The 21,040-nt window shown below is 41.1% G+C and carries 21 protein-coding genes; 7 read left to right on the top strand and 14 right to left on the bottom strand.

Going from position 1 to position 21,040, the window contains the following annotated elements; genetic code table 11:
- Positions 1–27 precede the first annotated feature (27 nt).
- Together AC570H_RS04190 and AC570H_RS04185 are read right to left on the bottom strand one after the other, a co-directional pair.
- Positions 28–690, bottom strand: a complete 663-nt coding sequence (locus AC570H_RS04190) for a TonB family protein (protein WP_497352016.1) — start codon at positions 688–690, stop codon at positions 28–30.
- Positions 691–768: 78 nt separating this feature from the next.
- Positions 769–2,112 carry a S41 family peptidase gene (locus AC570H_RS04185; protein WP_497352014.1) on the bottom strand — a complete coding sequence of 448 codons (1,344 nt, stop codon included), beginning with the start codon at positions 2,110–2,112 and terminating at the stop codon, positions 769–771.
- 131 nt (positions 2,113–2,243) lie between these two features.
- Between AC570H_RS04185 and AC570H_RS04180 the strand changes: the two genes are divergently transcribed.
- The gene (locus AC570H_RS04180; protein WP_497352012.1) at positions 2,244–3,332 is read left to right on the top strand and encodes a preprotein translocase subunit SecD; all 1,089 of its coding nucleotides are present in this window, start codon (positions 2,244–2,246) and stop codon (positions 3,330–3,332) included.
- Positions 3,333–3,383: 51 nt separating this feature from the next.
- Here AC570H_RS04180 and AC570H_RS04175 read toward each other — a convergent pair whose 3' ends face one another.
- The 4 genes from AC570H_RS04175 to AC570H_RS04160 form a co-directional block, all read right to left on the bottom strand.
- Positions 3,384–4,811, bottom strand: a complete 1,428-nt coding sequence (locus tag AC570H_RS04175) for an MFS transporter (protein WP_497352010.1) — start codon at positions 4,809–4,811, stop codon at positions 3,384–3,386.
- Positions 4,812–4,881: 70 nt separating this feature from the next.
- Positions 4,882–5,463 (bottom strand): TetR/AcrR family transcriptional regulator, encoded by a 582-nt coding sequence (locus tag AC570H_RS04170; protein WP_497352008.1) that lies wholly within the window; start codon positions 5,461–5,463, stop codon positions 4,882–4,884.
- Positions 5,464–5,711: 248 nt separating this feature from the next.
- The gene (locus AC570H_RS04165) at positions 5,712–6,509 is read right to left on the bottom strand and encodes a hypothetical protein (RefSeq protein ID WP_497352006.1); all 798 of its coding nucleotides are present in this window, start codon (positions 6,507–6,509) and stop codon (positions 5,712–5,714) included.
- Positions 6,510–6,600: 91 nt separating this feature from the next.
- Positions 6,601–7,209, bottom strand: a complete 609-nt coding sequence (locus tag AC570H_RS04160; protein ID WP_497352004.1) for a hypothetical protein — start codon at positions 7,207–7,209, stop codon at positions 6,601–6,603.
- A 228-nt stretch (positions 7,210–7,437) separates the two neighbouring features.
- Here AC570H_RS04160 and AC570H_RS04155 point away from each other — a divergent pair, with 228 nt between their 5' ends.
- The 4 genes from AC570H_RS04155 (at position 7,438) to AC570H_RS04140 (ending at position 12,455) form a co-directional block, all read left to right on the top strand.
- A complete protein-coding gene (locus AC570H_RS04155) occupies positions 7,438–8,436 on the top strand; it encodes a hypothetical protein (RefSeq protein WP_497352002.1) in 999 nt (332 codons plus the stop codon).
- Positions 8,437–9,441 (top strand): hypothetical protein, encoded by a 1,005-nt coding sequence (locus AC570H_RS04150; RefSeq protein WP_497352001.1) that lies wholly within the window; start codon positions 8,437–8,439, stop codon positions 9,439–9,441.
- A 185-nt stretch (positions 9,442–9,626) separates the two neighbouring features.
- The gene (locus AC570H_RS04145) at positions 9,627–11,819 is read left to right on the top strand and encodes an ATP-binding protein (RefSeq protein ID WP_497351999.1); all 2,193 of its coding nucleotides are present in this window, start codon (positions 9,627–9,629) and stop codon (positions 11,817–11,819) included.
- Positions 11,820–11,828: 9 nt separating this feature from the next.
- Positions 11,829–12,455, top strand: coding sequence for a response regulator (locus AC570H_RS04140; RefSeq protein ID WP_497351997.1), 627 nt, complete (start codon positions 11,829–11,831; stop codon positions 12,453–12,455).
- 36 nt (positions 12,456–12,491) lie between these two features.
- Here AC570H_RS04140 and AC570H_RS04135 read toward each other — a convergent pair whose 3' ends face one another.
- The 3 genes from AC570H_RS04135 to AC570H_RS04125 are packed head-to-tail and all read right to left on the bottom strand — an operon-like array spanning position 12,492 to position 13,818.
- A complete protein-coding gene (locus tag AC570H_RS04135; protein ID WP_497351995.1) occupies positions 12,492–12,743 on the bottom strand; it encodes a hypothetical protein in 252 nt (83 codons plus the stop codon).
- Positions 12,744–12,757: 14 nt separating this feature from the next.
- Entirely contained in the window at positions 12,758–13,036 is a 279-nt protein-coding gene (locus AC570H_RS04130; protein ID WP_497351994.1) for a hypothetical protein, read from the bottom strand.
- Positions 13,037–13,053: 17 nt separating this feature from the next.
- Positions 13,054–13,818: a hypothetical protein gene (locus AC570H_RS04125; RefSeq protein WP_497351992.1), complete on the bottom strand. Its 765-nt coding sequence runs from the start codon at positions 13,816–13,818 to the stop codon at positions 13,054–13,056.
- 199 nt (positions 13,819–14,017) lie between these two features.
- Between AC570H_RS04125 and AC570H_RS04120 the strand changes: the two genes are divergently transcribed.
- Entirely contained in the window at positions 14,018–15,121 is a 1,104-nt protein-coding gene (locus AC570H_RS04120) for a hypothetical protein (RefSeq protein ID WP_497351990.1), read from the top strand.
- A gap of 70 nt (positions 15,122–15,191) precedes the next feature.
- On the opposite strand, the gene AC570H_RS04115 is transcribed toward AC570H_RS04120, so the two are convergent.
- The 5 genes from AC570H_RS04115 to AC570H_RS04095 form a co-directional block, all read right to left on the bottom strand.
- Positions 15,192–15,986: a heparin lyase I family protein gene (locus tag AC570H_RS04115; RefSeq protein ID WP_497351988.1), complete on the bottom strand. Its 795-nt coding sequence runs from the start codon at positions 15,984–15,986 to the stop codon at positions 15,192–15,194.
- A gap of 191 nt (positions 15,987–16,177) precedes the next feature.
- Positions 16,178–17,041: an SDR family oxidoreductase gene (locus tag AC570H_RS04110; protein WP_497351986.1), complete on the bottom strand. Its 864-nt coding sequence runs from the start codon at positions 17,039–17,041 to the stop codon at positions 16,178–16,180.
- A 129-nt stretch (positions 17,042–17,170) separates the two neighbouring features.
- Positions 17,171–17,992: a DUF6597 domain-containing transcriptional factor gene (locus tag AC570H_RS04105; RefSeq protein ID WP_497351984.1), complete on the bottom strand. Its 822-nt coding sequence runs from the start codon at positions 17,990–17,992 to the stop codon at positions 17,171–17,173.
- Between the two features lie 120 nt (positions 17,993–18,112).
- Complete coding sequence (locus AC570H_RS04100; RefSeq protein WP_497351982.1) at positions 18,113–18,526, bottom strand: VOC family protein; 414 nt, start codon at positions 18,524–18,526, stop codon at positions 18,113–18,115.
- A gap of 160 nt (positions 18,527–18,686) precedes the next feature.
- Positions 18,687–20,324 carry an ABC-F family ATP-binding cassette domain-containing protein gene (locus AC570H_RS04095; RefSeq protein ID WP_497351980.1) on the bottom strand — a complete coding sequence of 546 codons (1,638 nt, stop codon included), beginning with the start codon at positions 20,322–20,324 and terminating at the stop codon, positions 18,687–18,689.
- 190 nt (positions 20,325–20,514) lie between these two features.
- Here AC570H_RS04095 and AC570H_RS04090 point away from each other — a divergent pair, with 190 nt between their 5' ends.
- Complete coding sequence (locus tag AC570H_RS04090; RefSeq protein ID WP_497351978.1) at positions 20,515–21,003, top strand: hypothetical protein; 489 nt, start codon at positions 20,515–20,517, stop codon at positions 21,001–21,003.
- Positions 21,004–21,040 lie beyond the last annotated feature (37 nt).

Raw genomic sequence — 21,040 nt, 5'->3', positions numbered from 1 at the left:
ACTTGCAATATGCTTTTCCGGTAATTCCTAATTGAAATCAATCGAAATTGGTACCGTATACATTACCCTTACCGGTTTTCCTTCCTGCATGCCAGGCTCCCATTTAGGCATAGATTTCAAAACCCTTACGCCTTCTGCATCCAATAATGGGTGCACTGATTCTTTAATTGTTGCCTCCACAATACTGCCGTCTTTTTCAACAACAAAACTTAGCACTATCTTTCCATTTATGCGTTGCTTTAATTCTCTCGGGTATTTAAAACGCTTCGAAATGTATGCGTACATCTTTTCTATTCCTCCCGGAAATACAGGTGGTTTTTCCAGGTATACATTTGTATCTATTTCTCCGTCTTCAGTCCAACGTTTTGTAGATTTAATCTGATTATTTTCGTAGATCGACTCCGTTTTTTTGTTTCCGTTTTCATGATACCACACAAAAACTCCGTTTTTAACTTCTGGTTTTAGAGAAGAAAATACACCACTCATCTGGATCCTACCCGAATTAAAATAGTCTTCAACAGTGTAGGCTTTACCTTCTTCAACTTTTTTGGCTATGCGATAGAAAGAGCTTTTATCTTTTGTGCTTGCTTTCCAATTCGAATCGAAAAAAGTGGTATCAATTTTTTGTCCATAAACAACTGTGCTAGCAAAGACAAATAGAACAAAAGAGAAAGTTAATTTAGAATTCATGGGCTAAATATAGAGAATTGCAACGTTTTTAACTAGCTGAGAAATAATTCCAAAGTAGATTAATCGAGTTGATACAGATTACTTGGTATGGTTTAAGATATACTGGATCGCAGCATCAGTGGTTCCCGATTTAACCAGGTGATCAGGCATTACCGGATGGCTCTTTTGCGAATTGCAATCAGCGCCTAAATCAAATGTAGTGGTAAGCTGTATTTGGATTTTGCTGTTGGGCAGATCGAACTTATAGGTTTCGCCAAAATCGTTGGTATTTTCACCTGTAGGCTCGCCAATAATGGTAGCCATGTGGTATTGCTTTACAGCATCAGCCAATTGCATGGCACTCGAAAATGTAGCCGGACCTGTAATCAGATAGATCTTTCCATCAAACAAAAGGTCGTTGCCAACAAACATAGGCTCTTGAGGCCCACACTTTCGCTGGTCAATAATAGTTCCATTCGGCTGCTTAAGGTACAGGTTTCCAGTATCGCCACGCTTAATCAAGTAATCTTTGTACCGTTGGCTTACTCGCCAATACCTGCCTCCAGAAAGCGAATAAGGCTTGGTATTGAAATAACTGATGAGCAGATGTGCGATGATGGCGTTACCTCCACTATTATTGCGCAGGTCGATAGCTACCGTTTTGATCTTGCTGGCTTTCATCGTTGTAAAGCAGGAATCGAAAAATTTAGCGTAACGCTGATAGTCATCGCCCATGGATATGAGGCTGATATAACCAATTTTATTATTGAGAATTTTAAAACCGTAATCGGTGCCTGCAATTTGCGGAAAAGCTTTGGCGAGGCTTTCTTTTAAAATTACACCTTCTTTCAAAATCGCGTTTTTTGTTTGGCCTTTTTCGGAATAAGTGATTTTAAACGGGGGCAATATGCCTGCATAATAGAGTGAATTGCTTAAAAGCCGTGCCGACATTTCTTTTTTAAATGCCGGAAGTCCGCCATAAAAGCCTTGGGCCTTGCGGTAAAATTGATCCATGCTTTTGCCATTTACAGAAAGAACGATTGCCCCTGCCGGAATGCCAAAATTATTTTCGCCTGCAAGCAATTGCCCTTTTTGATTTGCGGTTAGCGCCAAGGGGAAATAAATGGGTTTTCTAAAATCTGATTGAAATGGAGGCTGTACAACCGCAGGCATGGTATGGCCGTCGTTCAGTGCTGCCGTTAGCTCGGCAACCTTGAGCACAAATGCCTTTATGCTGATGCTGTCTTTAATGCTTTGCTTTAAACTGTCTACTTTATACGCATAAGATTTTTGCGAAATGTACAAATAGGGATTATAATGCACTTCCTGTAATACCTTATTGTATTCATCGATATCAGCTAGGGCTTGAGAATGGGTTAGCACTTGCGCATGGCTGAACAACACGCTCAAAATAGCGGCAACGCAAAGTAGGATTCTTTTCATAAATCAAAGACGGAAAAAAGGGAGAATTGGTTGCAATTTATCCATTATTTTATTCCCCCATCAAACAAAGCAAGCGTTAAATTTGTATGATGGTATCGGCTATTTATTTCTGGCTTATCCTAAATTAACGAATGAAGACATCCCTAATCTTTTTTACCTGGCTGCTTCTGGCTACAAGTGCTTCAGCCCAAAATACCGACAAAGTAATGAGTTATAAAAAATACACAGGCCGTTATGGTGGCAATTCGGGCATCTGCCTTTTTGATGATGGGAAGTTTTTAATGTATGGCTATGCGACTGCTGTATTTGGCCATTATGAATTAGAAAAAGAGCTCCTCCTTTTCTATCCTGATCAACCAGAACTATTTCAGGTATTTGCCCATCAAAACAATAGCATTGGCGATAGTACACGGATAAATTTCAAAGGATTTGAAAAGGAAGGCAAAGCTTTTGTACAGTTTGGCGAAGACAAAGTGCAAAGGGTTTTTAATGAGGATGCCAACTGTTTTTCTCAACCCTTTGTTGATGAGATGCCTGGCAAAGCGACAAGCTTCACCCTCTCGTTGTTGCTGGATGAATATCCTTTCATCCATAGCAAATTAGAAAACTCTTGGCGCTATAGAAATGGAAAGGGTTACAACGATTTTATCTTGGTTTGCAATGCGCCACAACGTGAGTATGAAGATTTTAAAGGAATAATTGCAAGCACTGCGGATGGCGAAGTATTAAAACTCTCCAACTATGGCGGAGACGAAGGGTATGCGAAGCACCCAACAACAGCAGCAGACAAGCAGTGGCAAGAAGTGCTGCAGTGGAAACAAGAATATGACCAATCAAAGGGAGAAGAGCAGAATGTGGCTTTTGCCAATAAACACTACAAGGTTTTTTCTGAATCTCATGCTGCAGCTTATCAATATGATGAAGCCTCAAATCTATATATCGATAAGGCCAATACCGATAACGACGAATACTACAAGCAAAACCAATACAACGACGACAGGCGTCTTCGAAAATATGTAAAGCTCCAGCCCGAAACAAAACAGCACGTTGCCGAGGTAAAGAGCACTAACAACAAAAGCATCTTTTTCACCGTTTGTGGTGAAGGTTCTGAGCGTTCTTACAAATACAATGGTTATACCAAATATGAGGAGCCAGAAATGTCTCCGCCAGTAAAAACAAAGCCAGTAAAGATCCCTCCCACTAAAAAAGGTAACGAATGAACCAATTCAACGACTTAAAAATTACAAAAAGGTTTTTCTTGAATGCAAACCCTATTCGCTAATCATGGTCAATACTTCTGGATTAACTTTTTTGGGATTTGGCAACAGATACAAGGCAATGCCCAGCAACACCAAAAAACCAATATCGATATACATGCCCACACGGTAGCTTTCTATTTTGTTGGCCAGGCTCGGAGACGAGTCGAAGAGGAAAAAGTAGATACCTCCAATCAGAGCAATACCAATTGCCGAAGCCACCTGCTGGGTAGTGGCATAAACACCAGATGCTGCACCTGCAAAATGGACAGGAACACTCCTTAAAGCAAAATTGAGCAGGGAAGGCAATACCAACCCCATGCCAAAACCCTGAATAATCAGCAAGGCATCTATTGGCATCGTTCCGATATTTTTCTGTAAAAGTATCGCCTGCACCGCCATCATTACGAGCATTACTACCACGCCTACCTGTAACGCCTTTTTACCAAAACGGATGACCAAACGGATAGAAAGCAGGGATGAAGTGGTAAAACCAAAGCCAAAAAAGATAAAGCACAAACCCGCCTCCATAGCCGAAAAACGAAGCGTTTCCTGAAAGTGTAGCGTAGTAATGAACAGGTAAGAGGTGTGAAAAATAAAGTAACAGGCTACAGCCATAATGCCAATGTTAAAGTCTTTGAGCGCAAACAAAGAAACATTAATGAGTGGCGCCTGGCGAAGTTTTGTCTTCTCTTTTTGATCCTTGATAAAAAGATAGAACAACACTACCGAAAAGCCCAACAGCAAGATGCACCAAATAGGCCAGCCCTTTTCCCTGCCCTGCACCAAGGGATAAATAAAAGCGATAAGTCCCAGGGTAAGTAAAAACGTTCCTTTTCCATCAAACTTTTCTTCTTTGTTCGATTCGGTTTCTGGGAGATATTTTTTGACCGCCCAAAGCGCTAGAATACAAATGGGAATATTGATGAGGAAAATCAATCGCCAGCCGGCAACGAAAAAATGGCCTGACGAAAAATACCCTCCTAAAAACTGTCCGAGCGTTGCGGCAATACCCAAGGTCATTCCAAAAAAGCCAATGGCCTTGGTCCGTTCGTGCTGGTCTTTAAAAAGCACCTGGATATAGGAAATGGTTTGTGGCACCATAAAGGAAGCACTGATGCCCTGTAGAAAACGAAAAATGTTCAGTTGGTCGGGCGTTTGCGAAAGCCCACATAAAAAGGAGGTAATTCCAAAAGCAAGCATGCTCCAAAAGAACACTTTCTTTTTGCCAAAATAATCGCCTGCCCTGCCCCCGGTAATCATAAAAGAGGCATAGCCCAGCAAATAGCCGGCAATGACCAATTGTACCTGCGAATCGCTTGCCTTAATGGAATGTTTAATGGTAGGAATGGCCACATTAACGATAAATACATCGATTACGGAAAGCAATGGAGCACTTAATACAATGGCCAATGAGAGCCATCTCTTGTTTGGTTTGTTCATTTGAGTTCGGTTAATACCTTATTTGTAGATTTAAAAATAGACCAATCGGTCTTTTATTAAGCAAAAAAAATTAGCTGAGGTAGGTTTCAAATTCATTTTTGATGGCTTCCATCACGATATCCATTTGCTCTTCGCTTTCCATAACCCGCCTGCACAAAATGGCTCCTTCGATCATTGCAAAAACCTTGATGCTAAACTGCTTGGGATCAAGATTAACTTGGATTTCACCACTTGTAATTCCATTGGTCAACACTTCAAAAATCCTTTGTTGCGAAGCCAGGATTGCTTTTTTAACCTGTGCCCTCATTTGGGGGTTCGTATCATCGGCTTCTACCCCAAAATTCAACATCGGACAACCGCCTTCAATCCTTTTTTTGCCTTTATAGGCATCCAGCAATTTATAGAATTTGTCTTTAGCCGTTTTACCTTGATTTACGGCTTCATCTAAAGGTTGGGCAAGCGTTTTACACAAGTAGGAAAAAGACTCGAAGCATATTTCGTCTTTGCTTTCAAAATTTCCATAAATGCCTCCTTTGGCCAGTTTAGTGGCACTCATGATATCATTGAGCGAAGTACCAGCCATCCCCTTTTTATTAAAGATGGGTGCCGATTGCTCTACAATAAACCTTCTTGTGCGCTCTGCCTTGCTCATGTTTCAAATTTGATGGGCAAAAATAAACCATTCGGTCTATTTTATCAAACAAACAGCATACATCTTTTGGCTTTGAAGTAATCTGAAGCCAAGATTAATATATAAATAACTATAAATCAACACATTAAACAAAATCATTTTTTAGTCAATTTCCTTCCATCAGCCAGTGCCTAGGCAATTCCGAGCAGCATTGGGGTCATTTCGACTACCTTAGACTGTGACAAAACCCGAAATTTATATGGAGTTCATTACCTGCCTTTTAGCCAATGTTTCTGATGTTCTTTTAGCAAGGCCCTGCTTTTGCGTTTTACTGCATCGGGCAAGCGCTTCCAATTGTCATCATAGGTTAGCCGGTAAACGTTTCCTGTATCTTCTACGGGATAGTAGGCTGTTGCCTTCGATTTGATAAAGCTCTTCCCTTTGGCTGGAACCAGTGGAGCGGTATAAACAAGCTGTTTAAATTCTTTGTCGTCGTTGCCATCGGCAATATCAAAATAGCTGAGGTAAAATTCGGGCCTGCCATCCTTGTCTTCATCGCTCACTGAACAAAGCGGATATTCAAACCTGGGATAAAAGACTTCGTTCCCAAAATCCTTAAATACGGCTTTCTCTACGGTACCTCCATGGTCTTGCAATAATACAAATGCATAGAGTTCGTAAGCAGTAAGTGTAACATAAGCCGTATCTACCGCAGCTTTCATATCGCTATGCTTGGGGGTTCCTGCTGCATACGCCCACTTCTTGCTTTTAGCATTATAGGTTTCCTGCACACTACGGCCGTCTTTGTAATGCGTAAAACGCGTTTGACTACCTATCTTTTTGGTAAATACAAATTCGTAATGGCCTCGATCGGTTTCACAATGAATAATGAGTTCTGTTGCACCATACTTGTCGTCTCCATAATTGTAATCGAGATCAGTCTGTTGTTCGTATTTTTTGGCCTGCGCCGGAAGATAACGGCTTATTTTAAGCGCTTGAGTTTGTGCCTGGCTCATCAATGAGCTCAATAAAAAGACCAACAACAACGTAAAAAACAATTTCTTCATCTTCGAGCTAAGCTAACCATACAAATCATGCAATATTAGCCGATAAAACTGTTAAAAAAATACCCGAAAACAAGGATATGCAAGATCGAATTTAATGCGATGAATAGCCTTTAAATCCATCCAAGCGATAGAAATTTAAAAGGCCTGGATCTATTTTCAAATCTGGTCGAAAAAGAATTATTCCCTTTATAAAATGAGCGATCAAGGAATCGCCATTAGTTACTACCAAATCGGTATTTATATCAATACTTCTAGTTTTTACTTTTTTTGATTCTTGATCAAGCAAGTATACGCACATGTATGAAGCCCCCTCGTCAGGCATAACCAGAAATACATCATACTTCTCATTTTCAGGCTTTGACAACATGTTGTATTTGACAGTTTGCATAATGTCTTGATTGCAATAATGGTGAATCCCTTCGCTATCAACAGTTACAAGATTTATTTTTCTCCTCTTTTTCTGCTTAAAATGATTAGTCCACACTACTATGAAAAGCCATGTAACCAAAATTGCCAATACAGAAATGAATATTTTATATTCTATTTTGATTCGGTCCGAATCAATTACCAATACTGCCATTAGTATGGTTGCAACTGGCGTGGCAATTGAGAAAAACATTCCAAAAGCTTTAATGGCTAAGGTTAAACCCTTAGTCGTTTTTGAATAAAGCGTTGGAAATTGATTGGTGTCTGATAACATTTAATCTAATACATTTTTAAGTTTTGTTGCTTGACAATAGTTGCAAAGGAACCTCTTTGTAAAATTACAATAAATAAGCAGCATGAACACTCCTATCCTTATCAACGAATTTAAAAAATACTTTAGCATTGGCAGTCAAAAAATGGTTGGTTTCAGGTATATGTATCAAAATAGTATCGAGCTATTTTTGTCAATATACTGAACAATGAGAAAACATCAGCCCCTTAAATGAGAGCTCAAACACGCATTACCGCCGAAGATGAAAAAGCCATCCGCTATTGGCTCAAAATTTATCAAAAAGAAACCGTTCTGTGTACCCTAGCTTTGGCCTTGGTATTGCCTTTAATCTTTATTCCCATTTCGGTAACGTTGCCCCTAGCTGCGCTGGCAATTATAGTACTCATTTTGGGCACAATACTAGCAGGATGTGCCTGGAAGTTGATAAAGGCATTAAAATACAACCGTAAGCTCAAAACTGTTTTGAATGAGGGTTTTATTGAGACTGTTGCTGGCCAGTTGCGAGACTTGCAGCTAAAGCAGCACAACGAGTTGCAATACCAAATTGACAACGAAATCATAGCAGTAACCGCACAGGAAAGTTTTACCTGGAAGTTGCGCATGCTGAGCGTCCAAAACCTGCAAAATATACCGGTAAGGCTCCATATCCTTCCCCTCTCAGCCACAAAAGATATCCTCTTGTATGCGGTTTATACAAACGCCCAACCTATAAACAGTAGCTTAGAACCCTTTACTGTAGAGGAAGAAGAAGAACATAAAAGGAACTCCAGAGTAATGTGGGGTGTATGGATAGGCATTGCTTTGCTGGCGCTTGTGATGGCATTTATCTCGCTTCCTTACGAAGAATGGGCTTCATTATTGATCATATGGGCTATACTCTTTTTGATCATGAGCTTTGCCATCTATTTTGTAAATAACATGAATTACAAAGGCACCCACAAAGCGATAACCACAGGTACGGTGAGCGAGATCATTGTCATCCATCATAAAGATAGGTTACTTGGTCCAACCTACACCCGCAGCTGGTACCGGTTAGGCAACGAAATGGTTCTGGGCAGGGATGTTTTGCCTGGAGGGAAAGCAAAAGATGAGATCTTACCTGGCGACAAGGTGAGTTTTGAGCATTGGGCTAATAAAAAGGGCGAACGTGGGGCATTCATCAGTATAAGCAAAATCGGCTTTAATCAAGAACTGGAAATAGAGAATTAATTGAGAAACAAAGAAACTCTTCATTTTAATCAGCTGTTGCAAAATGTACCGATTAGCCTGGCAGACGAACAGGTGATCTACTGGTGGAGAAGAAAATATACCAAATCGATGGCGCTTTGGATTGCTTTGTTGATCTTACTCATGGCCTGTTTGGCATGGCTATTTAGCGCTGTGGACAAAGAAGAAATATTGCTGGTTTACTTACTGGCAATAGTCTGTTTTATGCCTATTGCACTCATTCTTAGCTGGAAACTAGTTGCCACTCTGAAACAGTTGAGAAGGATCAACCGTGGGCTGTCTGTTGCTGCCAAACGAGTAATTACCGGTACACTAGAGGCTTTAACCTTGAACATACAAGAAGATATACTTTCATATACGGTAAATGGATATACAACAAAAATCAACGCACCTGAACCATTAAATAGAGCTAACCAGTGCCAGTACTTGTCTCAAGCACCGATACAATTAGAAGTATTTCCGCTTAGCCTACAAAGCAACATCCTGCTGGGCATAACTTACGCGGATACCCCCAAGGCTACCAAGATGACGGATCTGGTTAATAGCATGGAGAAACAGCCCTTTATAACGCCTACAAGCAGTATCAACCTGTTGCTTAAAATCTGGCTTTTTCCTTCGTTTGGTTTAATCGCAATTTGTTTGTTAGCAGTTGAAGGGAATAGACAAACCATATTGTTCATGCTCATTCCTGTTATAGCATTCGCTGTTTATTTTGTGGCGTCGTTCAGGCTATTTAACCGCAACATACAAAACGCCGAACAGAAAATCTCAATTACTGGCATCATTACCGAAGTGTTTATTTCGAGACTTGACGGAGGAGAAGGCCCGACTCATCAAATGTATTGGTATCGAGTGGGTACGCAAATCCTATCGGGAAATGTTGACGATGATCGTTTTGCGCCTGGAGATAAGGTTCGCCTGGTTTACCTGGTCGATAAAAAAGGCGAATTGGGCGAATTGCTCAGTGCAGAGAAAATAGGTTCTTAGGCGCTTACATATCACGGAAAGCAGGTATTTTTTGACTTTGTTTAGAGTGGTAGTTTTACATATGGAATATTATATGTTGGATTTGACTTCTCTAGTTTTTACAATTGATGAAATGTGACAGCCTATGTTGCAACATAAAGGGGCAAAAAAAGTTTTTTGCAGTGTTGTTTCTTGTTGTTGCACTCTTGTTATCAGTAACAGGTCGTCTAAAAGCCCAGTCTGTTGAGGACTCGTTGCGAAAGGCGCTGGCCACAAAAGACCTGCCCTTTGCTCAACGGATGGATGCCATGGACCGGCTTGGACAGGCCCTATTTTTTAACAAAAGCTGGAACGAAGGCATCCAGCAATACCGCAAGTCATTGGATATGTCGGCAAAGCTAAAAGACGGCCAATACCGGGCACATACGTTTGGGATGCTGGCCATGTCATATTACATTATGAGTGATAGCCTGGCTTCAAAAAAATGTTTAGACAGTGCTTTTTATTATGTAAAGCGGACCAAAAGCAACCGGATGAAAGGCTTCGTCTACTATTGTAAAGGTTGGCTCGAAGCGCGTACGCATCAGGAAACCGCCGCCATCAAGACCTTTCAACAGGTATTGGATATCTATGAAAAAGAGCCGGATAAATTGCTTCGCCAAGAGCCTATCTACTCGGAACTGGCCAGTGTCTACTTCAATTGGTACGATTTGGTTAACGTTGAAAAGTATACTCGGCTTTCACTTAACGCTTCCAACAAGCTTGGCAAGTTAGACAAGATTATTGCTGCAAATCAGGGCAGAGGTGCCTATTTCATTAATGTATATCGGAGCGAAAATGCTGATCAGAAGAATTTAGATTCAGCCCTTTATTACATGCGTCGCTCGATGAATATAGCTCAGGCCAATAGAACTAAATTGATCATACCCAGCGATATTCCATTTTCGGCTATTGGCATCTCCAATATATTCCTCGAATATTTTCCGCGAACAAAGCAATACCAAGATAGTATTGATTATTATAATAAAATAGCGCTGGAAGAAGGAAAGCTTACCAAACAGTTTGCTGTAGAATCTGGTGTTTATATGGCAATGGGCAATATGGCTTTTGAAAGCAAAGATTATGACAAGGCCATCAGCTACATTAATAAAGCGCTTGCTACCAGTGCGAAAGATCTGCTATACGACAAATTCAATACTTCAGAATCTTATTTAGGGCTGGCTGTTGCCTACGAAGGCAAAGGAGATATGGCTCTTGCCTTGAGCAATTACAAAGAACACCTCAAGCTGTACAAAGAATTATTCAATACAGAAAAAATGAATGCGGCCAAACGGCTGGAGATGCAATATGAAATAGCCAAAAAGGAAAAGACATTGCTCGAAATACAATACCTGGCAGAACTCAAGGATAAAGACCTCATCAGGGCCAGGTTGGAATCTGGACAAAAAAGCCAGGCTTTGTTGGCTGCTCAGTACGCGGCTATGCTAAAAGACAAGGCACTCACGTTTGCCAAATATGAAACTGGCTTAAAGGATGTGGCCTTAACCACCGCCCGCTACAAAACTGCCCAGCGAGAACAAGAGCTAAAAGCCCTAAATCAAAGCGCAACCTACAACAATAAGCTAAAAAAGATTTATGCCACGATGGCTTTTGTCTGTTTTCTGGCAGTCATTTTTCTTTTATATGCTTATCAGCAACGCTCTAAGACACTGGTACAAAAGCAGAAATTATATGCATTGGAGCTGGAAAAGGTAAAGCAGGGACATCGCATTTCTATGTTATCGGCAATGCTCGATGGACAAGAGCAAGAGCGTACCCGCCTTGCCCGCGACCTGCACGATGGACTGGGTGGCCTGTTATCGGGTGTAAAAATCGGCTTATCTGGGCTAAAGCCCTTAACCACAGCTTCGCCTCAGCAAACCATTGTAACGAATACCTTAAATCATTTGGATAGCGCAATAGACGAGTTAAGAAGAATAGCCAAAAGCATGATGCCTGAAGTGCTGTTGCTTTACGGATTGGGCGAGGCAATTAAAGAATATTGTAACAGCCTAAAAAAAACAGGCCTGCCCATCAGCTGTCAAGTTTACAATTACAAAAACGACATGAACCACAGTCGCCAGGTTACCTTGTATCGAATTATACAGGAATTGGTAAACAATGCCGCAAAGCATGCCAAAGCCCAACAGATCCTGGTACAGCTGCAACAAAGTGGCGATCGCTTGTTTCTTACGGTGGAAGATGATGGGCAGGGCTTTGACAAGGCGCTGATGAACGATTTGAGAGGTGCAGGACTTGCGAACATCCAAGCGCGTGTAGAAATGCTAAATGGCAAAATCGGACTGGAAACCGCAAACGGAACAGGCACCACTTTTACAATTGAATGTTTAATCAATTAAACGAATCTCATGATCAAAATAATTATTATAGACGATCATCCGATCATTTCTGACGGACTGAAAAACCTGCTTTCTACCCAAGATGACATGCAGGTGATTGCCCGCTACGATAACGGAGAGGCAGGCTTGGCAGGCATTAGCAAACTAAAGCCAGACGTGATATTATTGGATATTAACCTTCCTGATCTAAGTGGCATAGAGATATGCAGGTTGACCAGAAAAACAAATAGCAAAGTTCGTATTATTGCCTTGAGCATGTATAATGAACGTGCCGTAATCAGAAGTGTGATGCAAGGTGGTGCCAATGGCTATGTGCTTAAAAATTCTGTAGGCGAAGAGATTATTTTAGCCATTCAGGCCACGCTAAAAGGACATAAATACCTTTGTGCCAAGGCAAAAGAAATTATGTATAGCCACCAAAAAGGCGATCTTGTAGAAATACCACGTATTACACGGAGGGAAAAAGAAATATTAGAATTGATAGGCGACGGAATAACCACCACCCAAATCGCAAGCCAATTAGCCATAAGCCCTTATACGGTAGAAAGCCATCGTAAAAACCTGATTGAAAAATTTGAGGTAACCAGTATGGCCGCAGTAATCAGTTTGGCCACAAAATATGGATTGATCGTCTGAAAACAATAAATGCCTTCGTAAAAACAGAGCTTTAATTTAGGCTAAAAGGATAAAGAAGCCAAGAACGACCAATATCCCCTCTACAATCCAAATGGTTTGGAGACTTTTGATGGCAAACCTAAAAATTACATCCAATATCAATGTAACTACAAACAAAAGTCCTGTTAATAAGGGAACATAGCCCCCATACCTGCCCTTGGGTAGATTTGCTATATCTTGTAAATAATAAATTGTAGCTATTAGTGATATCAGGCTGATAATGGTAAAAAGAGTAATTCTAAATTTCATATTTCTATATTATTTTAGGCTGGCATTAAGCCGAAATAAAGAAGGAGAAAGGCAATAACAACGAATACTGTTTCTACAATCCAGATGGTTTGGAGGCTTTTGAAAGTAAACCTAAAAATGAGATCCAGGCAAAATGTAATCAAGCACACCAAGCCAGCGCCATATACCCAAAATCCTTCATAATTATTAATAGGGTAGTTAATTTTGAGTTTAAGCCAATAATAAGTTGCAATTGCAAAGCTGATGATCGAAATAATGGTAAAAAGTGTAACCCTAAATTTCATTTTTTTCATTTCAATAGGACCTTTGCTTATTGGTAAACCCTAACAGCTACCGGTTTTTTGCTTTTCTGCTTGCCTTTACGGGATTTTTTTGTCGGTTGCTGCTCAATAGGGACGCAGGCAAATGGCTTTTGATACAGCTCTGCCCTAGCCATTACAACGAGTTTGCCCTTATAGGCCACCGTTAAGTTGTCTGCTCCAAAATAGGCCACCTGAAACTGCTCATATTCTGGAATAAGAATTTGCGTTCCGTAACCCACCCATTTGTATTTCTTTCGCAGTTGGGTTTCATCATACACAAACACTGTTCCATTGGGGTCGATGCTTTTCCAATACGCTGCTTCTACACTATCCTTATCAAAACTTAAGGCCATAAACCTGTTTTCGCCAATATTTACAGCATAGCTTCTTCCAATTATTACACCTAAGGGCACAGGTTGTTTTTGACTTACAAATTTTATCCCCTTGTTTTTAGTACCAATTAAAGTATCTCCCTTTATTTGCAGTGTACTCCATTCCTGTTCAGCAATGGGCAACCCTTCTATCAAAATCGTGTTTTTGTGTCTTTGCCATTTAAAGTACTGCTGGTCAGAATACCTTAGCGTTGTAAAATATTGTTCGCCTTTATTTTCAGTTCCTATCGTATAAGTAGCTTCGCACACGCTATCTGCCTTAAAAAGAAGGACATGAACTGTCATTTCGTTAAAACCACCATCAATAGTTTTACCCGACAAACCTTCTGTCTCCATTCGATACAGATTGCCCAATTGAGCCTTTAATTTGATTGGCGACATTGCAAATAGGATAATGTAAAAAAGAACCCCGTGTTTCTTCGTGAATAAACCAGACCATTGCATCTCACAAAATTACCATGGAATGTGTTCAAAAAACTCCCTGCTTTCAGGGATAAATAATCGACCTCTGGCTTTTATTTTTGTTCGATAGCCTGCTGCATCCTTTAAGAAACAAATGAGAAACTGATCCTTTAGCGCAATGAACAATAATAAATTTTTGATTCCTTTTTTCTCGCTCCTGCTTATAGCCCAACTAATGTATGGCCAGACTTACAAAGGCCTTGTAGAAAATTTTTACAGTGCCTTGGGCAAACAGGATTTTGGCAGTGCCTATACCTTGTGCACCGGACCTAAATGGGGCACCTTAGCACAGTTTGCTAGTCCAGAAAGATATGGTGGCATTCATCAGGTCACCTTGTCATCGGTTGTTTATAAAAAGCCGTCCGATTCTAAAAACATGGAAGCGAAAGTAGATGTATTCGTAAAAGACTCGGTAAACGGCGATGGCAGGTATATACAACACTTTACCTTGGTACAGAAAGGAAACAAATGGCTGATCCAACGCATTAGCCTCTTACAAACCGACAGGGCAACAAATGGCTGGAACCTCAAACCGATAGACTTGCCTGGCCTCAACAAGACAACAATAAACCAATTTTTAAAGCCGATATACGATACCGTAAACACAGAACAGAATAAAAAGAAATACGGACATCCAACGCGCATTGTCAACAATCCCCGGTTTTTCCAAACGCCTAGTGGCATATATGCAGTTGTGCTGGTAGAGAACCCAAAGCCTTATGGAGAAGGCGCTATGAGTATCGGCTGGTGTGATGCCTTTGTTTTTGAACAAGAGAACCAGCAATGGCGTCTTAGCGATTTTAAGCTGCACGCTGGTGGCGGTGGCATGTATGGCAATGCTGGCGGGTTTAAAAGCCTGCTCCAGGCTGGCAAGGATGTGGTGGCCTTGGCCATTGCAGGCGGACAGATGCACATGGGCGATTTGATGGAATACGATGACCTTATTGCAATAGAAGCCGGTAAATTATACCCCCTCACCTCTATTGTTATGCTTCATCGCTATGGCGAGTTTGGGTCTGATTATGAAAAGGATGTTAAAATATGCAACCAGAGAGACTATAATTTCATCAAATCGGAAAAGAAGAATTACGACCTGCAAATTACCCTGAACAGCTGCCTCATTCCTGATCAAACAAAAGTAATCCGGAGAACCATTATTCCCTGGGTTAACCAAAAGTATGATCTGCCTGAAGCATTAACATACGAACCCGAAGGAAATTAACTAACTATAAACCTCTGAATAAAAAAGCAGCTCTTTTCAGAACTGCTCAAAAGCAAACGAGGTATTTCTATTATTGGGCAGCGTCCGCGTAAGTATTGGCTATTCTTATTTTTTTTACAAAATGTGTCACCTGCGAAGCATCTCCTCCGTAAACACCCCATTTAGGATCGCAGTAATCTACATCAAGGGTTCTGCAATAGAGTCTTTGGCTACCATTAGATAAAGTTTGTTTAACGCCATTATACCAGAACTCAATATAACCTACAGCAGGGTTTCGGGATACTTTCATGCGGATCACAAATTTAAGCCAGGTGTTCACCGACAGCGTGGTAGACCAAGGCACTGTGGCTACATGGTTATCGTCGAAATGTTGGAGCTCCAGGTTTCCGTTTTTGGTTCTGAGCATTAAGGGATGGTTTTGTAGCGATCCGGCAGTTGGGTAAGATTTCCATTGAAATATAGCCTCTGTTTTTAAGCTCGTTGGCATATAGATTTTACTGGTCCAGCCAATGTATATTTCATCTCCATCCTGGGCTTCGTAGTTTTCGGCGCCATGCCCCTCCGTTCGATGGCTGTTTGCAGGCTTCAAAAATTTCCAGGTGAGCGTGCCCGTTTCATCGTTTACTGTGGTTACCGTTCCTGTACCTTCAATGTTGATGTCTTTCCAAACATTGGCCGATCCATTGGAGGCATCGCCGTTGAAGAGTACTGACATGATCCCCACCCCTCCTGATGATGTGTTTTGAGTTTGTTGAATGGCTTTAAGCTCATTGGCCGAGATTTCGGCTGTGGTCTGTTTTTTGCAGCCATACTGCATTACAGTTGCGCAGGCAAGCGCTAACATTACTGGTTTAATTGTTTTCATGATGTGATATCTGGTTAGTAACACTAAATTTACACACCAAGCACAAATCGCTCTTCTGCCTTATAGGCCAAATCATCAACTAGATTAGCGCTAAATAAATTATCGCAATTCTGGCAGCTAACGGAAACGTTAACCGCCTAAAACAAAAAAGCAGCTTTTTTCAGAACTGCTTTAATAATGATTATCGATGCCTAAATGTGTGCGTCAGTTTCTATGGGTATAGCTTTCCACCCTTCATTAGAAGCAACTTTGCGTGCATATTCAGAAAAATCAGTAGCTTCTCTGCCTAATGCCTGTTTAACGCCGTCGGTCACGTTTGCATTTCTGCCATCCAGTACCTCTGTAAATAAATAGGTGATCAATAAGACCACTTCAGCCGGAACGCCATAATGGGTAAGCGCCTCCGCATAGTCGCGCATGGCTATTTGCTCAAAATGAATAGGTCTTCCGGCAGCAGCAGCTATTTCTGCAACAGCTTCTTTAAAGGTTAATAAGCGCGGACCGGCAACTTCATAAATTTTGCCTACATGCCCCTCTTGAGTAAGTGCGGCTACAGCCACATCGGCAATATCATCGGCATCAACAAAAGGTTCACCAATGTCGCCGGCAGGCAATGCTACATAGCCCGCCAATACTTGTTCTAAGAAATTGCCCTCGCTAAAATTTTGGTTAAACCAGCTGGCGCGGACGATGGTCCAATCGACACCAGCACTCATTACTGCCTCTTCGCATAATTGGGCTTCTACTTCTCCGCGACCAGATAACAAAACCAGTTTCTTAACGCCATTTTTAACTGCTAAGGACGCAAAATCCCTGATGGTTTCTACAGCACCGGGCACGGCCAGATCTGGCTGAAAAGCGATATAAACGGCATGAATATCTTGCACAGCTCCTGTCCATGTGGCAGGATCGTCCCAATCGAATTTTGGATTGGCCGTGCGTGAACCCGAACGGTACGGATGTTGCAATTTTTCAAGTCTGTCTATTACACGGCTACCAGTTTTGCCTGTTGCACCCAGTACCAGGATGGTGTTTTCGTTTTTTAAATTTTCCATGATGGTCATCTTTAATTTTTATCAAAATTATAAGTGACGGAAATCTAAAAATAGAACAAAACCGCCAAAAAGGTGTCTCCTGTTTTAAAGAGCATAATTGTTTTGGTGGCCAAATAATTGATGAAATTACTATACGGCTTTAGGTTTGATTTCTGGAAAGTTTTCGACCACTTCGTTCGACTGCTTTTTAAATTCGAGTGGCGAATAACCGGTAAATTCTTTAAACACACGAATGAAATGCGATTGATCAGCATAGTTATTTTGGTAGGCAATGTCTGCTAGTTTCTCGTAGTCGCTTTTGCGCAACTGGTCCATCGACTCCTGAAAACGCAAGATACGTGCATACAACTTAGGTGAGATACCTACGGATTCTTTGAATTTACGTTCCAGGCTTCTTTCAGACATCCGTACCTTTTGCTGAAGTTCTTTTATAGACAAAGCGCCTTTCGATGCCGTCAACTGTGAAATGGCATATTTGGTCAACTCGTCAGGGTGACGGTTATGACTTTGTTGCTGATCAAATAAATAGAACGACAAAATTTTGACCTGTTCATCAATGTCTGCAGCACTTAAAAGTTGCTCTGGCAAATCTGTCTTCTTGCCTACCAGTGTCAAGTCTACACAAGAATTAGTCAATTCATCGGCATCCATTCCGAATAAGGATTTCAATGCATGGGGCTGGAAACAAATGCCAATTGCGCCCAACTTGCCATTGGATGAAAAGCTGGCGGGCACCACACTTTGTCCATAAAGAAAGATGTTAGGCAATTTTTTCTCCTTGTTCATGCAAAATACGTCTTTTTCAGATCGTACCATGATTACGCCCGGACAGCCGTCAGGTATAGCATTAAAGGTATGCTCAGCATCGGCACTGCCCTTGCTTTCTAGCGCCCAAAAGTATTTAATAAATGGGGCAAGCTTTTCGGGTGGCGCAAATGTTTGAAAATCCATATCTGCCTAAATTTAGGCAATTAGTTAAAGTATACAAAAAACATGGGCTAAAACAAAAAAAGCAGTCCTTTCCAGAACTGCTTAAATATGAAGTTGCCTTCCTTTTGAAGCTAGCAATTGTTAGCCCTGATGCTCAGGCATACCGTTAGGGTTCATCCATACAAATTCCCAGTGGTGGCCATCCAAGTCATCAAAGCTGTGTTGATACATGAAGCCGTAATCGCTGGCTTCGTTAGGCACCGTAGCACCTGCTGCTACCGCTTTGTCTACCATTTCGTTAACAGCCTCTTTGCTGTCGGCAGATAAGGCAATAGAACACTCTATCGCTTTGTGGGCGTCTACGATTTCTTTTTTGGTAAAAGTTTGAAAGAAAGCTTTTGTCAGCAGCATCACGTAAATGGTATCGCTGATGACCATACAAGTTGCTTTTTCGTCGGTAAATTGTGGGTTAAAAGTATAACCAAGCTTGGTGAAAAATTCTACAGACTTGTTGAGGTCCTTAACCGATAGGTTTACAAAAATTTGAGTTGCCATATTGTTTTCTGATTTAGTTTATTCAAAGGTACGGCAACGCCATGCACCTGCAAACGCACAAGAACGACAAGTTAGGGGGCTAAATGCGACGGATTTTGCATAGCATAAAGTTCAATGCCTGCCCACGCATAATCTCATTGAAACGTATGCCTATATGGATCTATTTAGCCTGCTCGATTTCCTTCAAACTATTCATCTTTTTGTAGGCTAAGAATCCTTTGATGTCTTCGAAATGCTCACGAACGCGTTTATTACCAAATTCAAATACTTTTGTTACCAGTCCATCCAAGAAATCCCGGTCATGCGATACCAAAATCAAGGTACCGTCAAAATCTTTCAGGGCATCTTTAATAATGTCTTTGGTTTTCATGTCCAAATGGTTAGTTGGCTCATCCAAGATCAACACATTTACAGGTTCCAACAGCAATTTAATCATTGCCAAACGCGTTTTCTCACCACCAGAAAGCACCTTAACCTTTTTAGTAGTATCATCGCCACTGAACATAAATGCACCCAAAAGGTCCTTGATTTTTATCGTGCCATCGCTTAATGGAATCTGATCAATGGTTTCGAATACTGTTAAGTTCTCATCGAGCAATGCCGCCTGATTTTGGGCAAAATATCCGATTTTGGCATTGTGTCCTACTTTTAAGCTTCCCTCAAAATCTAGCTCACCCATGATGGCTTTGATCATCGTCGACTTGCCTTCACCGTTTTTACCTACAAAAGCTATTTTTTCTCCCCGTTCGATCACCATAGAAGCTTTTTCGAAAACTACATGGTCGCCATAGGTTTTGGTCAGCTCTTCTACCATTACCGGATATTGGCCGGAACGTGGCGATGGCGGAAATTTCAAACGCAATGCTGAGGTATCCACTTCATCGATCTCAATAACTTCAAGCTTTTCTAACATTTTTACCCGCGACTGCACCTGTAGGGTTTTAGAATAGGTTCCCCTAAATCGGTCTATAAACTCCTGGTTATCGGCAATAAAACGTTGTTGTTCCTCATAGGCTTTCAATTGGTGTACACGACGATCGGCCCGCAGCTGCAGATAATGGCTGTATTTGGCTTTGTAGTCGTATATCCTACCCATGGTCACTTCAATGGTACGATTGGTGATGTTATCTACAAAGGCACGGTCGTGCGAGATAACCATCACCGCTTTTGCCGAATTGATCAGGAAATCTTCCAGCCATTGAATGCTTTCGATATCCATATGGTTGGTAGGCTCATCCAATAAGATGAGGTCGGGTTTCTTTAATAAGATCTTAGCCAACTCGATGCGCATGCGCCATCCACCCGAAAATTCAGACGTTTGGCGGGTAAAGTCTTTGCGCTCGAACCCCAAGCCCTTTAACACTTTCTCTACCTCTGCATCATAATTGGTCTCTTCAATTGAATAAAACTTTTCGCTCAGTTCCGATACGCGTTCGATGAGCTTCATATAATCGTCACTCTCGTAATCGGTACGGATAGTAAGTTGCTCATTCAGCTCGTCGAGTTCCTTTTGCATTTGGTTTACCTCTTCAAATGCCTTCATCGTTTCTTCAAAAACGGTAACCTTATCTTTTGTAAGCAAATGTTGTGGCAAATAGGCAATTACGGCTTCTTTTGGACCAGTTACATTGCCAGAAGTAGGTTTGGCTACATCAGCAATAATTTTTAAAATGGTCGACTTGCCTGCACCATTTTTACCCATAAGGGCGATTTTATCGTTCTCGTTTATCGAAAAGGTGACGTCGCTAAAAAGGGTGGTTCCGCCAAATGAAACGGAGATGTTATTTACATTAATCACGAAGTGGGAATATTAAATTATCGGCAAAGATAAAGGAAAGCGACTGAATTATAGCGAGCGAAGTCACATCTTAATTCATTTTATTGCTAAAATTCCCAATAGCTAAAAAAACTTTCCCAAAATTAACTTAAGTGAATTTTCCTCATTTTATTTCTACAGAAATTCGTACAAAAACAATAAAATAAAAAACATGGGACTATCTAATTTGGGAATCTTCCACACCGCTATTGGCATCATTGCCATCATTGCTGCACTTGTATCTTTTGTACGTTATGGCAAAATCGATTTGACACAACAAACGGGAAAAATATATTTCTACGGCACAGTTATCACCTCGCTCACTGCATTAGGGCTTTCTAAACATGGCGGGTTTAATGCCGGACATATTTTTTCGGTATTCATCCTGGTTTTAACACTAATCGCGTTTTTTCTTTTTTATAGAAAAAAGGAGAGCAAAAGGGCCCGCTATTTTGAAAATTTCCTGCTGTCTTTCAGTTTCTTTCTTTCACTGATTCCTACCGTTAACGAGACATTTACGCGTGTTCCGCTGGGTCATCCCTTGGCCAAAGGCCCTACTGATCCACTGATCGCCAAAACACTGTTGCTACTTTTAGTACTGTTTGTAGCTGGTTCGGCCTATCAGTTCATCAAACAACGAAAAACCAATATTCATCTGTAAACAATTTTTGCAGCAGAAGTTTCGGGATTCAAATCAC

Source organism: Pedobacter sp. B4419, assembly GCF_059693725.1.
The sequence above is the reverse complement of the archived record's forward strand: the minus strand, read 5'-3'. Positions and strand labels throughout refer to the sequence as shown.